Annotated in this window: 17 protein-coding genes; 15 read left to right on the top strand and 2 right to left on the bottom strand. The window is 52.4% G+C overall.

Annotated elements, in window-relative coordinates; all coding sequences use genetic code 11:
- Positions 1 to 27 precede the first annotated feature (27 nt).
- A complete protein-coding gene (locus tag OR573_12130) occupies positions 28 to 282 on the bottom strand; it encodes a DUF1289 domain-containing protein (GenBank protein ID XGA79245.1) in 255 nt (84 codons plus the stop codon).
- Complete coding sequence (locus tag OR573_12125) at positions 279 to 1,151, bottom strand: glycerophosphodiester phosphodiesterase family protein (protein XGA79244.1); 873 nt, start codon at positions 1,149 to 1,151, stop codon at positions 279 to 281. The genes OR573_12130 and OR573_12125 overlap by 4 nt, the downstream gene beginning before the upstream one ends.
- A 437-nt stretch (positions 1,152 to 1,588) precedes the next feature.
- Here OR573_12125 and OR573_12120 point away from each other — a divergent pair, with 437 nt between their 5' ends.
- From OR573_12120 to rfbA, 15 genes are all read left to right on the top strand, one after another.
- The gene (locus tag OR573_12120) at positions 1,589 to 1,954 is read left to right on the top strand and encodes a hypothetical protein (GenBank protein ID XGA79243.1); all 366 of its coding nucleotides are present in this window, start codon (positions 1,589 to 1,591) and stop codon (positions 1,952 to 1,954) included.
- Positions 1,955 to 1,956: 2 nt separating this feature from the next.
- Positions 1,957 to 3,690 (top strand): polysaccharide export protein, encoded by a 1,734-nt coding sequence (locus tag OR573_12115; GenBank protein ID XGA79242.1) that lies wholly within the window; start codon positions 1,957 to 1,959, stop codon positions 3,688 to 3,690.
- 185 nt (positions 3,691 to 3,875) lie between these two features.
- Positions 3,876 to 4,673 (top strand): ABC transporter permease, encoded by a 798-nt coding sequence (locus OR573_12110; protein ID XGA79241.1) that lies wholly within the window; start codon positions 3,876 to 3,878, stop codon positions 4,671 to 4,673.
- A 3-nt stretch (positions 4,674 to 4,676) separates the two neighbouring features.
- Complete coding sequence (locus OR573_12105; GenBank protein XGA79240.1) at positions 4,677 to 5,762, top strand: chain-length determining protein; 1,086 nt, start codon at positions 4,677 to 4,679, stop codon at positions 5,760 to 5,762.
- A gap of 190 nt (positions 5,763 to 5,952) precedes the next feature.
- Entirely contained in the window at positions 5,953 to 6,891 is a 939-nt protein-coding gene (locus tag OR573_12100; protein XGA79239.1) for a DUF4351 domain-containing protein, read from the top strand.
- 248 nt (positions 6,892 to 7,139) lie between these two features.
- Positions 7,140 to 7,439 carry a nucleotidyltransferase domain-containing protein gene (locus tag OR573_12095; protein ID XGA79238.1) on the top strand — a complete coding sequence of 100 codons (300 nt, stop codon included), beginning with the start codon at positions 7,140 to 7,142 and terminating at the stop codon, positions 7,437 to 7,439.
- Positions 7,436 to 7,921, top strand: coding sequence for a hypothetical protein (locus OR573_12090; GenBank protein XGA79237.1), 486 nt, complete (start codon positions 7,436 to 7,438; stop codon positions 7,919 to 7,921). The genes OR573_12095 and OR573_12090 overlap by 4 nt, the downstream gene beginning before the upstream one ends.
- Positions 7,922 to 8,054: 133 nt before the next feature.
- A complete protein-coding gene (locus tag OR573_12085; GenBank protein ID XGA79236.1) occupies positions 8,055 to 9,482 on the top strand; it encodes an MBL fold metallo-hydrolase in 1,428 nt (475 codons plus the stop codon).
- A 133-nt stretch (positions 9,483 to 9,615) separates the two neighbouring features.
- Positions 9,616 to 10,584, top strand: a complete 969-nt coding sequence (locus OR573_12080; protein ID XGA79235.1) for an ABC transporter ATP-binding protein — start codon at positions 9,616 to 9,618, stop codon at positions 10,582 to 10,584.
- Positions 10,585 to 10,650: 66 nt separating this feature from the next.
- Positions 10,651 to 11,808, top strand: coding sequence for a dTDP-glucose 4,6-dehydratase (gene rfbB, locus OR573_12075; GenBank protein XGA79234.1), 1,158 nt, complete (start codon positions 10,651 to 10,653; stop codon positions 11,806 to 11,808).
- 194 nt (positions 11,809 to 12,002) lie between these two features.
- Positions 12,003 to 12,368, top strand: a complete 366-nt coding sequence (locus OR573_12070) for a GxxExxY protein (GenBank protein XGA79233.1) — start codon at positions 12,003 to 12,005, stop codon at positions 12,366 to 12,368.
- A gap of 146 nt (positions 12,369 to 12,514) precedes the next feature.
- The gene (gene rfbD / locus OR573_12065) at positions 12,515 to 13,426 is read left to right on the top strand and encodes a dTDP-4-dehydrorhamnose reductase (GenBank protein ID XGA79232.1); all 912 of its coding nucleotides are present in this window, start codon (positions 12,515 to 12,517) and stop codon (positions 13,424 to 13,426) included.
- Positions 13,423 to 13,833 carry a nucleotidyltransferase substrate binding protein gene (locus tag OR573_12060; GenBank protein XGA79231.1) on the top strand — a complete coding sequence of 137 codons (411 nt, stop codon included), beginning with the start codon at positions 13,423 to 13,425 and terminating at the stop codon, positions 13,831 to 13,833. Before rfbD ends, OR573_12060 begins: the two co-directional genes overlap by 4 nt.
- 13 nt (positions 13,834 to 13,846) lie before the next feature.
- Entirely contained in the window at positions 13,847 to 14,167 is a 321-nt protein-coding gene (locus tag OR573_12055) for a nucleotidyltransferase domain-containing protein (protein ID XGA79230.1), read from the top strand.
- A gap of 197 nt (positions 14,168 to 14,364) precedes the next feature.
- Entirely contained in the window at positions 14,365 to 15,255 is an 891-nt protein-coding gene (gene rfbA / locus OR573_12050; GenBank protein XGA79229.1) for a glucose-1-phosphate thymidylyltransferase RfbA, read from the top strand.
- Positions 15,256 to 15,317: the final 62 nt, after the last annotated feature.

The following is a 15,317-nucleotide window of genomic DNA, read 5'->3' as shown; positions in this document are numbered from 1 at the left end:
TCTTTGCTTGGTAAAAATGTCTATCAATTAATTTGGATCTGACCCCCTTTTATTCGCAAACCCCTCGGCCTCCAATCGCTCCCATACAGGGGCTTTGTCCGCTTCGCTCATCCGGCTCCAGCAGGCAATTTCATCCAGGGTTCTACCGCAGCCTTCGCAGCGTTGGCTGGCCGAATCAATACGGCAAATCTGTACGCAGGGGGAAAGCGGGCGAGTCCGCTCAGGGTTGACCATTTGAACAGTGTCAATCGCCATATTATCAGCCATCAGTAATAGGTTCATTCTGTGAGTTCCAGCAGGCGCCCAGGGTAATCGGTAAATAGCCCGTCTGCACCCCAATCAATCAACTGCTGCATATCTTCCTGCTCGTTCACGGTGTACACATGCACTTTCAAGCCGTGGGCCTGGGCAGTCTCGATAAAGTTTTCCGTCAAGACTGTCTCTTCATCGGCGCGAAAATTAACCCCAACACCCAGGGCATAGTCGGTGATATCACCCAATGCCTCAAGGTTAAGCGGGGCATCGTCAGCGGGTAGCCAGAGCAATTGCACCAGGGGTAAATCAGCGTGCAGATCACGCATGGCCAAAAGGCTTTCCTGGCTGAAGGATTGTACGATTACCCGGCCCTTGGCGATCATCTCAAAACGTTCCAGCATATCTACCAGGGCCGCTTCCAGTCCAGGGTTCTGGTCAGGCGCCTTGGTTTCCAGATAGTAGCGGGCATCATGCCCAAAGCGCTCGAATACCTCTTCAAGAGTCAGCATGGTAAGCCCTACAAAACCTTCATCGGCCTTGTCAGGGTAGGCCGCATTGAACCAGCTGCCGGTATCGAGCTGTTGGAGCGCTTCAAGGGCGTAATCATTGATACGCTCTTGGCCATCACTAGTGCGTTGCAACTCGCGATCATGAAACGCCACCAGGTGCCCATCTGCGCTGAGCTGTATATCCAGCTCCAGGTAATCCGCGCCAGAGCGGTGGGCAAGCTCCAGAGCGGGCAGTGTGCTTTCCGGAGCATGGCCGCTGGCACCTCGATGAGCAATCATCTGAAAGCGTTCAAGGTCGGCATGCTGCTGTTCCAGTGCCTCTGTGTCCGCATTGACGCTTGCGGGAAGTAGCAACAGCCATGGCAGATAACGCAAAAGATTTGGCATGGATCTGACCCCCTTTATTGGGCGGCTGTCTGAATGAAATTCAAGTAGCTATTGTACTTTATTGTCGCAATTGTTAAGTTTACTTAACGTTTTGTTTTATATTAGTGCTAGCTTTTGTTTGAAAGTTGTTTAAAGCAACCTTCCCGCAAGGCAAGCGGAATGCCAGCGCTATGCGGTTTATAGATGTATAAGCCTTGTCCATGTAGAGGCTGGGCAGTGAATGCCCTACAATAACCGCTCAGGCTTGTTGTTTCAGGGCCATTTTTGATTTTTTACAGCGCGCATGGATTGGGCAAGGGAATACGCCCGTTTCAATCCCGGGGCGGTAGCGTGCCTGAATCTAGGATACCGTAATGTCACTTCCCGTTAAATTTTTAAAATCCAGCTTGTCAAAATCCAATTGTTTACAATTACGTCTTTCATGGCCATCAGCACCCATGTGGCTGGTAGCCACCGGCGTTGTTTTGCTCAGTGGTTGTGCCACCCAATACCCTTATGGTGATGCAACCTCCACTGGTTATGTACTTAACCAGGATTCCGCCACGCCGATTCAAGACACCAATCTGAACGGCTTTCTGGAGCAGGCACCGGCGGGTAGTGTGATCAATCTGGCGGCAAGCCCTTGGGGGCCGGGCGTTGATGTTGCTGCTGGCCAGCCCTATATGGCGGCTAGCGGTCGCGAATGCCGCCGCCTGGAAATCATGGGTGGCCAGCAGCCCCAGCGGGAAGCGCTGGTCTGCCGAGCAGACAACGGCTGGGTGAACCAGCGGGTTATCACTGAATCAACCTCACGGACGCTATAAAGATGCCGAATATAAAGGAACATACAAGCCTGCTTCGCACCCGGCTTGTCAGGTTGACGCTTACCGCCTCAGTCAGCTGCATGGCCATTCTCAGCTCACCCGCCTGGTCGCAATCCATCAGCCTGCCGGATAATATTCTGCCCGAAGACAGCGGCGAGTCTTCACAGCAGGTGCAAGATACACCCCGCGCCGACTGGCGCAGCGGCACCTACGGGCCAGTGCCCGAGGGCGAGCGTGAAGCCATGATCGACGGCCTGCCGCCTTTCGGTGCCAACCTGTTTACCGGTGGTTTTCGTGGCGCCATGGGTGAGGGGTTGAACCCGGCCTATCAGGTCAAGCCGGGTGATCAGGTCACCGTACGCGCCTGGGGCGCCATCGAGCTTGACCGCGCCTTGCCGGTGGATGCGCAGGGCAATATCTTCCTGCCCGGCATAGGCCCGATCAATATTGAAGGCCAGAACAGCCAGCAGGTAGATAACGCCGTGCGCAGGGCTATCACAGGAGTCTATTCGGATAGCGTCGAGGTTTACACCAACCTTCAGGGCGTTCAGCCTGTCGCGGTATTTGTCACCGGCAATGTGGAGAATCCAGGCCGCTACGCCGGTACGCCGAACGATTCCCTGCTTTACTTCCTCGACCAGGCCGGCGGCATTGACCAGGATCTGGGCAGCTACCGCCAGATTCTGATCAAGCGCAATGAGCAGACCATCGCCACTGTCGATCTCTACGATTTCCTGCTGTCCGGAAGTATTCCACGCCCGCAGTTCCGCGATGGCGATACCATCGTGGTGGAAGAGCGTGGCCCGGCCATCGCCGTGACGGGTGATGTACACCGTGAACATCGCTACGAGTTGGTGGGCAATCAGCTCAGCGGCGCTGAGATACTTAACCTGGCACGTACCCAGAGCGGCGTTTCCCATGTGTTGCTGCGCGGTGATCGTGAGAGCGGCCCAATTGCTAACTATTTCCCGATAAACCTGTTTGCCGGGCAGACGGTACGTAGCGGCGACGAAGTCATGTTCAGTGCCGATAAGCGCAATGAAACCATCGTCGTTGAGGTGGAAGGCAGCTACTACGGACCTTCCCGCTACGCCTTGCCCCGCGATGCGCGCCTGAACGAGTTGCTCGATGCCATCGCCGTGCCAGAAAGCATGACCGCCGTGCAGAGCATCTCATTGCAGCGCGAAAGCGTGCGCAAGCAGCAGGAGCAGTCGCTGGAAGACAGCCTGCGCCGGTTGGAAACCACCTATCTCAGTGCGCCTTCCAGTACCAACGAAGAAGCCCAGGTGCGCGCTCAGGAAGCGGAGCTGATTCAGGATTTCGTCAACCGCGCCCGTGAGCTGGAACCCAGCGGCCGTCTGGTCGTTGCCAGTAAAAACGGTATTGCTGATATCCGCCTGCAGGATGGCGATGTGATTACCATCCCGGAAATCAGCGATTCCGTACTGATCAGCGGTGAAGTCGTGGTGCCTCAAGCCGCCGTCTTCCAGCCAGGCATGAACGTGATGGACTACATCATGAGTGCTGGTGGATTTACCAACCGGGCAGATGATGACCAGATCCTGCTAGTACGCCAGAACGGTGCCGTCATCAACGCCAGCGCGTCTGCGCTGCGCCCAGGGGATGAAATCCTGGTGATGCCCGCCGCCCCGACCCACAACCTGCAGTTGGCCTCAACGCTCACGCAGATACTTTTCCAGATCGCCGTCGCCACTCGCGTCGCGGTTGATCTGTAACTGCGATCACGGACTAAACCTCTTTTGCCACGGATGAACACGGATAACCACGGATAAACCCCAAACCTTTTAAAAAAGTATTTTTGGTTTTCTGTTGTTGACCTTATCCGTGGTTATCCGTGCTCATCCGTGGCCAGATGTTTTATTCATCCGTGGCCAAATAAAATCTCACTAAAAGCACTTCTATGGCTGATGTAAGAAGATCCCGCACGCCCTGGCAGGTTACCCGCAGCGTCTGGTATGCCATGTTTATGCGCGAAGCCATTTCACGCACCATGGCCGACCGCATGGGCTGGTTCTGGATGATTTTCGAGCCAGCCGCCTTGATTGCCATTATGGCAGCCATTCGTGGTTTTATTAGTAGTGACTCTCTCATCAGCAATGCCGATTTTATCCCCTGGATGATTATCGGGATGATGGGATTTTTTCTCGTACGTGAAGGCATGCTACTTGGCATGGGGGCTATCAATGCTAACAGTGCGCTGTTTGCTTACCGCCAGGTACGCCCGGTAGACCCAGTACTGGTGCGTAATTTCCTTGAGGGAATGCTGCGCACCTTTGTTTTCCTATTATTTATTCTGGGCGGCCTGATGCTGGGGCTGGATATGTACCCAGATAACGCCGTGCATGCCATGGGGGCCTGGCTGTCGTTATGGTCGTTGGGTTTGGGGTTGGGGTTGGTAACCTCAGTAGTGGCCACCATGGTGCCAGAAGTGGGGCGAATCATTCGTATGCTGTCGCTGCCGCTGCTGATTCTTTCCGGGGTAATATTGCCACTTAACCAGCTGCCCCACTGGCTGCTGGAATACCTGATGCTCAACCCCATTCCCCATGGGCTGGAAACCTTGCGTCTGGGCTTTTTCGAGAAATACCAGGTCGTCCCCGGCACCAGCATGCTGTATTTCTGGTTATTCACACTTTCTACAATCGCGCTGGGGCTGTTGCTTCATTTGCGCTTTGCTGAACGGTTAAAGGCAAACTGAATAATGTTTCGTTTCATTCGCAAAAATCCACACTGGGCTCTAGCACTGATCGCTATTGCCGCAGTGTCTTTTTATTGGTTTATCTGGGCGCAGGCGCGTTATGTCTCCAATGCAACGATAGTGTTGGAAAGCCCTCAGGTGGCGACGCCAGAGCTTAGTTTTTCATCCCTGCTAGGTGGTGGCGGCGGTAACACTGCTGACCTGCTGCTGCTGCGTGAGCATCTGCTATCGGTGGATATGCTCAAGCATCTGGATGAAGAACTCGATCTGCGCACCCATTACAGTGAGCACGGCGATATTTTCGCTACTCTGCGTATGCCGGACGGCCCGATTGAGGATCTGCATACCTACTACCTCCGGCGTATCGAGGTTGAGCTGGATGAATACGCCGGTGTGCTGAATATCCGCGTTCAGGCCTACACGCCGGACTTTGCTCATGCGCTTGCAACTGAATTGTTGCAGGCCGGCGAAAACCATATGAACGAGATGGGTCATCGTCTTGCTGAAGAACAGGTCACCTTTCTGGAAAACCAGATGGTGCGCCTTGAAGAACGCTTTGAGGAAACCAGGAACCAACTACTTGAGTTCCAGAACGAATATGGCCTGGTATCGCCCACTACCACAGTAGAAAATATCAACCAGGTAGTCGCCACTCTGGAAGGTGACCTGGCGCGGCTGCAGGCCCAGCGTAATGCCCTGGCCAGCTACCAGAGCGCCCAGTCGTCACAGCTACGCAGTGTTGAGCGGGAAATTGAAGCCCTGCGCGACCAGATCATCCGTCAGCGAGACCGCCTGGCCCAGACAGCGGGAGACTCGCTCAACCGCGTATCTGCAGAATATGAAATGCTGGAATTACGCGCAAAGTTCGCCCAGGAAACCTACTCAAGCGCCCTGGCCGCCCTTGAAAACACCCGTCTCGAAGCAGCCCGCCAGCTCAAGCAGGTCAGCGTGCTGCAAAGCCCGCTGATGCCGGAATATCCCACTGAGCCGGATCGCCTCTACAACAGCGCCGTCTTTGCCATCATCACGCTCTTCCTCGCGCTGATACTCAGCATGATGATCATGATCATCAAGGATCACAGGGATTGAGTAGTGAGTGGTGTATTTCTTGCCACGGACACTCACGGAAAACACGGACAAGGTCAAAAACAAAAACAATAGAAATAAATAGGTTTTGTCCGTGCCGTCCGTGAGTGTCCGTGGCAAAAAATGACAGTTCGGGGGTAGCTTTGGGAGTGAGCCTCTTTATTCTGCCAGGCCAACCAAAGGAGAGGTGGCCATGAAGACCAAAACGGATAGAACAAGCCATGACCAGAATTTCAAAAACCTGATTCTTGACTACCCACATGAAGCATTAAGCTTTTTCGCAGCGGAAGAGGCAGGTGAGGTTGAGGCAGAAACTCGCATTACGCCCATCCGTCAGGAGCAGCTCAAAGAGCGTCTAGGTGATCGGTTTCACGAACTGGACGTGCCTTTGCTAGTGGAGTGGCCCGATGGTCAGCGTGAAGCCTTGTTGTTTGTGCTTGAGGAAGAAACCAACCCGGCACGTTTTTCCATTCATCGCCTAGCACATTACACCCTGCACCTTAGTGAATTATTCAATACCCAGCGCGTTGTTCCAGTGGTGGTATTTTTACACGGGCATGAGAACTTACCGCAACACCTGCATATCAAAAGCGAACGATATAGCTACCTGCAGTTCAACTATCTGAAAACCGAGCTTAGTCAGCTACCTGCCGCTGAATACATGCAAAGCGATAATCTCGTAGCGCGGCTTAATTTGCCTAATATGCAATGGCCAGCATCTGAAAAAATTGAGATTTATGCCAGCGCGATACACGGTTTGCTGACCCTGGAACCTGAGCTGGAAAAGCAGCTCAAATATATAGATTTTGTCGATATCTATGCCAATCTCACGGAAGATGAACGACACGACTACCAGAAACGCTATCCGCAGGAGGAAAGCAAAATGGCTGGTTTAGCAGAACGACTCCGCAGCGAAGGCATGCAGAAAGGCATGCAACAAGGTATGCAGCAGGGCATGCAGAGGGAAGCCAGAAATATGCTGCATAAACTAATGGTGCTAAAGTTTGGTGAGCTTCCCGAGTGGGTTAATCAAAAAACTCAAAACGCCAGCACAGCGCAACTAGAAGTGTGGATGGAGCAGTTGCTGACAGCCAGCAGCCTGAAGGAATTGTTGGGCGCCGGCGAGCCGTGACGTAGGGCGGCTTCACGAAGTAAGCCACCAGCCAACCCCGTCATTCCTGAATGCTTTTAGCGGGAATCCATTTTAACCTTGGGGTTGGTGGCAGCAGCTGAAAAGGTCAAGGGGGATTCCCGATAATCCCACTCGGGAATGACAGTTCGGGGGAAGCTTCTGAAATGACCCCTTTTTATTCAATGGCAGTCTAAGGGTTGAAAACCGGATTACCTCTGCCTCAGGCAACATATAGATAGAGTAAAAACATGCGTCTGAAGCCAAACGAAATCAATGTCATCAAAGGCGCTATTACTGATGTGTTTGGTGATCACGCATCCGTTAGGTTGTTCGGCTCCCGTATGGATGACACCGCAAAAGGTGGTGATATCGATTTAATGGTCAGCCTTGATGCGCCTATAGAAGAACCTGCCAGGTGTATCGCCAGGGCACAGGCAAAAATGATAATGGCGCTGGGTGATCGAAAAATTGATGTTGTGTTGGATGCCCCCAATCTTACTCATACCAGCATTCATCAGATAGCTAAAGCCCAAGGGATTGTCTTATGACGCTTGAGCCTCATGTTCAAAGCAGACTTGAGTTTCTGCTGCGTGTTGTCAGTAAGGAAATAATGCACCTGCAATATGCTGACCAACAGATTTTTGGCAATAGCTTGCAGCTTTCCGATATTGAAACGCTTGATCAAAAGCCTGAATTAGCCCTGAAGTTAGAAGCTTTTGCGAGCCGTTTTTGTCGCTTACAGGATACTCTGGGCGATAAGCTACTTCCTGCGTTGCTGCGTGCTTTAGGTGAGCCGGATAAAGCATTGCTGATCAACCTGGATAAAGCCGAAAAATTTGGCTGGTTGGTTTCTACAGAAAAGTGGGTAGAGTTACGCCAGCTCAGAAATCAGATGATTCATGAGTACATTGAAGAAGCCCCTGTATTACATAACGCTCTGATCACAGCACACCAAAATATCGAAACATTGACGTACTTTGCCGAACGCTTAGAAAAAGAAGTAGGTGCATTCTTGAATCGCGGTGAGTAGTGAGTGGTGTATTTCTTGCCACGGACCCTCACGGACGGCACGGACAAAACCTATTGATTTTGACCTTATCCGTAGTTATCCGTGTGCATCCGTGGCAAAACAGCTTTTATCCGTAGCCAAAAAAGGAACTTTCATGGCTGATATCATCCACCACGGTGGCGCCCAAGGCGTGACCGGCAGCTGCCACCAGCTGGTATTGAACAACCATCACTCTCTGCTGATTGATTGCGGCCTCTTCCAAGGCGAAGACGCCGAGCAGGATGAAAGCGCCCAGTTCGAACAGCTCAAGGTCACCTTTGATATCAGCACCCTAAAAGCGTTGATTATCACCCATGTACACATCGACCACGTGGGCCGCTTGCCTTACCTGCTTGCGGCAGGCTTCAAAGGGCTGATTATCTGCTCCATACCGTCAGCCCGGCTATTGCCATTGGTAATTGAAGACGCCCTGAAAATCGGCTTCACCCGCAATGCCCAGTTGATCCAACGCTTTCAAACCCAGCTACAATCGCAGATCGTCAGCCTGCCTTATGACCAGTGGCATACGGTGATCAACGAAAAAGCACAAGCGCCAGATGTGAAAGGCATTACCACCCGGATAAAACTCAAGCGGGCCGGGCATATCCTCGGTTCCAGCTACGTTGAAATTGCTCATCAGGATGCCGACAGAAAAGAAAGGATTGTATTCTCGGGGGATCTTGGCGCCCCTTACGCGCCGTTATTGCCTGCACCCAAATCGCCGTATGGATGCGATCAATTGGTGCTGGAAAGCACCTATGGCAACAAGCGCCACCCGGACCGCCGCCAGCGCCGAGCCAGCCTGAAGCAGGCGGTTGAACAGGCGCTCCACAATGGCGGCACGGTGATGATCCCGGCGTTCAGCATTGGCCGCACTCAGGAATTACTTTACGAACTGGAAGGCATTATTCACGCTGCAAAAGCACCGCAATGGAAAACGCTGGAAATCATTGTGGATTCACCCCTGGCCGCGCGGTTTACCCAAGTCTACCGGGAACTCAAACCCTACTGGGACGCCGAAGCCCAACGCCACCTGCGCCGAGGCCGCCACCCTCTGAGCTTCGAAAACCTCTACACGGTGGATAGCCACGAAGAACACCTGCAGACGGTGGATTACCTGGCCAGAACCGGCAGGCCAGCGGTAGTAATCGCCGCCAGCGGCATGTGCGCAGGCGGGCGCATAATGAACTACCTGAAAGCCATGCTCGGCGACGCACGCCATCAAGTGGTATTTGTTGGCTACCAGGGCTCAGGCACCCCAGGTCGGGATATCCAGCAATACGGCCCTCAAGGCGGCTGGGTGGAAATCGACGGGCAACGCATCGATATCAAGGCAGGCATCATCACGCTGAGTGGCTACTCCGCCCACGCTGACCAGAAAGACCTGCTTAACTTCGTTAAACGCATGCGCCGCTGGCCCAGCAAAATCCATCTGGTACACGGCGAAACCCACGCCCGCCAGACACTGAAAACACAGCTAGAAGCCATGTATCAGCAAAAACACCGCAAAGTAATCATTTTGGCCACGGATGAACACGGATAGCCACGGACAAACCCCAACCCCTTTTTTAAAAACAATATCTTTGGTTTTTCGCTTTTGACCTTATCCGTGGTTGTCCGTGGCTAAACAAGTTTTTCTTGGCCAAAAAGCCCAATATATTCTGCGTAGTAACCCAATGATCGAAGTCAAAAACCTCTACAAGCGCTACCACAACCACCACGGCAGCGATTGGGTGTTGAAAGACATCAACCTGACCTTCCCCAAAAACGTCAGTGTCGGCCTGATTGGTGCTAACGGCGCGGGCAAATCCACGCTACTGAAGCTGATTGCCGGTATGGATACCCCTGAGAGGGGAGAAGTCATTCGCCATAGCCGTGTTTCCTGGCCGGTGGGGCTGGCCGGTGGCATGCAGGGGAATATGACTGGCCGCCAGAACGTCAAGTTCGTAGCGCGTGCCCAGGGCAGTGGTTCCGATGACGTGAAAAGAATCATTCAGTTTGTTGAAGACTTCGCGGAAATCGGTGACGCCTTTGATGAACCTATCCGTACTTACTCTTCAGGTATGCGCTCACGCATTTCGTTTGGTTTATCCCTAGCGTTTAACTTTGATGTGTATATTTCGGATGAAGCGACTGCTGTAGGTGATCGCGCCTTCAAAGAAAAAGCCACGCAGCTGTTCAAGTCCAAGATTGGCCAGGCCTCCATTATCATGGTCTCGCACTCCGAAGGTATTCTGAAAGACCTATGCGAGGCAGGTGTTTACCTACAGGATGGCCAGGCAACCTGGTATGACGATGTGAACGAAGCCATCGAGCACTACCACGCAGATGTCGATAACGCCAAAGCCAATAAAAAAACGGCAGTGGCCACATCCGCCAAAACAGCATCTTCAGCCCCGCAATCACAACGTTTTCCCAGCATGCCGGGAACACTTCCCGAAGCGTACCAGTTTCTCGAACACGTAAAAGAAAAGCGGGCTGAAGCAGAAAGGGCGCTCGAAGTCGCCAAACAGCATGAACTATTGCCGATCTACCGCAAGCACTTCAGAGACGATATCGAAAAGCGTAACAAACAGCTGGAAAACGTACATCGTCATATTGAAGCGCTTAAAGAAGAAGCGGGTGATTCACAGCAAACACATTGACATACAAATACACGACGTTGTTTAACACAGTATTTAAAAACAGCATAAAGCAAGGAACTGGAATCCATGGCAGCAAAGACTTTCCTGATTACCGGCGGCGCCGGTTTTATTGGCTCAGCCGTTGTTCGCGAGCTGATCAACAATACCGCTCACCGAGTTATCAATCTTGATAAATTGACCTACGCCGGTAACCTTGAATCGCTGACCAGCATTGAAAACAGCGAGCGCTATACCTTTGCGCAGGCAGATATCTGTGACGCCACGGCCATGCAGCAACTGTTCGAACAGCACCAGCCGGATATCGTTATGCACCTGGCCGCTGAAAGCCATGTAGACCGCTCCATCGACGGCCCCGCAGAATTTATCCAGACCAACGTCGTTGGCACGGCGGTACTCCTGGAAGCCGCCCGCGCCTACTGGAAAGCCCTGCAGGAAATCGATGCCACCAAGGCCGCTGAATTCCGCTTTCACCATATCTCCACCGATGAAGTGTATGGCGACCTGGAAGGCACCGACGATCTCTTCACCGAAGAAACGCCCTACGCGCCCAGCTCACCGTATTCCGCCAGCAAGGCGAGTTCCGATCACCTTGTTCGCGCCTGGCAGCGCACCTACGGCCTGCCGACCCTAGTCACCAACTGCTCCAACAACTACGGCCCCTTCCACTTTCCGGAAAAGCTGATCCCGCTGATGATCCTCAACGCCCTGGCCGGTAAGCCGCTACCGGTTTACGGCAATGGCCAGCAGATCCGCGATTGGCTGTATGTGGAAGACCACGCCCGCGCCCTGATCAAGGTCGCCAGCGAAGGCGAAATCGGCGAGACCTACAACATCGGCGGGCATAATGAGCAAACGAACCTGCACGTTGTGGAAACTATCTGCGAGATACTGGACGAGCTGGTGCCCAGTGAGAAGTTAGATGTGAGGAGTGAGGAGTTAGGAGTTAGGAGCACCCCCGCACCCCTCACCAGCCCGCAGGGCGCTCACGCCTCACAAGCGCAGCGCTCACACAAAGAACTGATTACCTTCGTCACCGACCGCCCCGGTCACGATGTACGCTACGCTATCGACGCCAGCAAGATAGAACGTGAACTCGGCTGGGTGCCAGAAGAAACCTTCGAAACCGGCCTACGCAAAACCGTACAATGGTACCTGGAAAACCGCCAATGGTGGCAACGCGTACAAGACGGCAGCTACCAAGGCCAACGCCTCGGCAGTCTGTAGGAAGTAATAAAAGCAGCCACGGATGAACACGGCTAAAAACCATTTGGGCCACGGATGAACACGGATAACCACGGATAAACCCCAAACCCTTTTTTTAAAAAATATTTTTGGTTTTTCGCTTTTGACCTTATCCGTGGTTATCCGTGTTCATCCGTGGCAAAAACGGTTTTATCCGTAGCCGTAAAGGATAAAAAATGCTCAAGGAAGAAGAGTTAACGTATAGAGTTAGAGGCGCCATTTTCGAAGTCAGTAACCAGTTGGGGGCAGGCTTTTTAGAAAGTGTTTATCAAAAAGCGCTAGCCATAGAGCTATCATCCCAAGGGTTAAAAGTTGAAACTGAAAGGCCTGTTGATATCTATTACAAGCATCAGTTGGTGGGAAAGCACCGTCTGGATATTCTCGTAGAGGATAGAGTAATTCTCGAGCTTAAAGCTCAATCACAGATGCCAGCATCAGCCGAAGCACAGGTCATAAACTACTTGCGTGCTACTGGCATGCCGATTGGTTTGCTTGTCAATTTCACTTACCCAAAAGTATCTATCAAAAGAATCGTTATTTAAATTTTAGCCACGTAAAACATTAGCCACGGATGAACACGGATAACCACGGATAAACCCCAAAACCTTTTTTTAAAATATTTTTGGTTTTTCGCTTTTGACCTTATCCGTGATTATCCGTGTTCATCCGTGGCCTAAAAGGGTTTACTATGAATATTCTCATCACTGGCGGTAACGGCCAGGTTGGCTTCGAGCTAGAACGCCAATTCTGCTTGCTGGGTAATGTAATGGCACCACGGCGCGCAGAGCTCGATTTAACCAACGCCCAAGCAGTAGACGCTTACTTGGCCAAGCATCAACCCGGCTTAATTCTCAACGCCGCGGCCTACACCGCCGTTGATAAAGCCGAAAGCGAGCCAGAACAGGCCAAGCGCCTTAACGCCGGCTTGCCCGCTCAGCTGGCGGAATACGCTGCGGCCAACAACGCCGCCTTGGTGCATTACTCCTCAGATTACGTCTACCCAGGCGATGGCGAAACGCCCTGGCAGGAAGACAGCCCCACCGGGCCGCTCAGCGTTTACGGCCAAACCAAGCTGGAAGGCGATGACGCCGTGGTCAACAGCGGCTGCCAGCATCTTATCTTCCGCACCAGCTGGGTCTACGCCGCCCGTGGCAACAACTTCATGAAAACCATGTTACGCCTGGGGCGTGAGCGGGAAGCACTCAACATCGTCAACGACCAGATCGGCGCGCCCACCCCCGCCCGCCTGATCGCCCAGATCACTGCACTAGCATTCACTGTTCACCATTCACCACTCACCATTCACGATTCACCGTTCACTATTCACATCCCAACAGGGATCTACCACCTCGCCCCCAGAGGTGAAACCAGCTGGCACGGCTTCGCCAGCGAGATTTTCAAACAAGCCCGCGAGCAGGGTGAAGCACTGGCGATTACCCCAGAAAACACCGGCGGCATCCCCACAGCGGAATACCCAACCCCCGCTCAGCGCCCGCTTAACTCACGCATGGCGTTAGATAAGCTGGAAAATGCCTTGGGCATTACCTTGCCCAGCTGGCAAGCACAACTGGTGCTGACGCTGCAGGAGGCCACGACATGAGTGACCACGATATACGCTGGAAGCAACGTTACCAGCAATTTGGTAGTGCCTACGCGTTGCTTAAAGAGTCTATCGGAATACAGAAGCCCAGCGTTGTTGAACGAGCCGGTATTATTCAGTTCTTTGAAATGGCGTTCGAGCTGTCTTGGAAATTGCTCAAGGACTATCAGCAGGCGGAAGGCTTTCAGGTAAATAGCCCCCGTTCGGCCATTAAACAGGCTTTCCAATCAGGTCTGATTGAAGACGGTCACGCTTGGATCCAGGCACTGGAAGACCGCAACCTCACGACACATACCTATAATGAAACCACCGCTCAGCTTGTGGAGGAAAAAATTCGCACAGCTTATTACCCGCTATTAAGCAAACTGTACGATAACTTCGCAGAAAAAGTCACTTATGAGTCTTAATAAGCAAACCGGCTTGAAGCACGATGATATTGCGCTAATTCGCCAAGCCGCAGCTCACTTTCCTACTATTGAAAGGGTGGTGTTGTTTGGGTCGCGGGCCAAGGGAGGCTACCGGCAAGGGTCTGATGTGGATCTTATGATTCAAGGGCATGCGGTAACCGATGATACCGTTACCCAACTTGCGGATCAGTTAAATGAAGTGCTTCCCTTGCCGTACTTTTTCGATGTGCTGAATGAGAATACACTCAGCAATGATGCACTACGCCAAAATATAAAACGAGTCGGCATTATCCTCTTTGATACATCTCATAGAGCACCAACAAGCTATCAGTAATTAAAAAACGTTATTCGCCACAGATAAAAAAACTGTTTTGCCACGGACACTCACGGACGACACGGACAAAACCTTAAATTCTTTTTGGTTTTTAATTTATTGGTTTTTGGTTTTGACCTTGTCCGTGTTGTCCGTGAGTGTCCGTGGCCTAAAACGGTTTTATCCGTGGCAAAAAAATCCCTCAAAAGGAGATAAGTATGAGTACCCCCCCAAACCGCAAGGGCATTATCCTTGCCGGTGGTTCCGGCACTCGCCTGCACCCCATTACCCGCGGTGTCTCCAAACAGCTTTTGCCTGTTTACGACAAACCGATGATCTACTATCCCGTCTCAGTACTCATGCTGGCCGGTATTCGCGAGATCCTGATTATCTCCACCCCGGAAGATCTTCCCCAATATGAAAGCCTGCTTGGTGACGGCAGCGATTTTGGCGTACATTTCGAATACGCCGTACAGCCAAGCCCGGATGGCCTCGCACAAGCGTTTATCATTGGCGAAGAATTCATTGGCGATAGCCCCGTTTGCCTGGTGCTGGGCGATAACATCTTCCATGGCCAGCACTTCTCAGAGCAGCTAAAACGCGCAAGCGATCAGCCCAGCGGTGCGAGTGTCTTTGGCTATCTGGTAAAAGATCCAGAGCGTTTTGGTGTGGTGGAATTTTGTGAAGACAGCAAAGCCATTTCCATTGAAGAAAAGCCTGCCAAGCCTAAATCCAGCCATGCCGTTACCGGCCTTTATTTCTACGATAACGACGTAGTAGAAATTGCCAAAAAGGTGCAGCCCTCCGAGCGTGGCGAGTTGGAAATTACCAGCGTCAACAACACCTATCTGGAACGCGGCGACCTGCGCGTTGAACGTCTAGGCCGTGGTTTTGCCTGGCTGGATACCGGCACCCACGACAGCCTGCTGGAAGCCAGCCAATACGTGCAAACGGTTGAACACCGCCAAGGGCTGAAAATCGCCTGCCTGGAAGAAATCGCCTGGCAAAACGGCTGGATCACTAACGAACGCCTGCTGGAACTCGCCAAGCCCCTGGCCAAAACCCAATACGGCCAATACCTCCAGCGCTTAGTAACAACGCAACGCTAATCTTTAGCCACGGGCACTCATAAAAACACCTCTCTTGCCACGGATGAACACGGATAACCACG

The sequence above is a fragment of the Halomonas sp. CH40 genome, from assembly GCA_041875495.1.
In the GTDB taxonomy this organism is placed as follows: domain Bacteria; phylum Pseudomonadota; class Gammaproteobacteria; order Pseudomonadales; family Halomonadaceae; genus Vreelandella.
The sequence above is the reverse complement of the archived record's forward strand: the minus strand, read 5'-3'. Positions and strand labels throughout refer to the sequence as shown.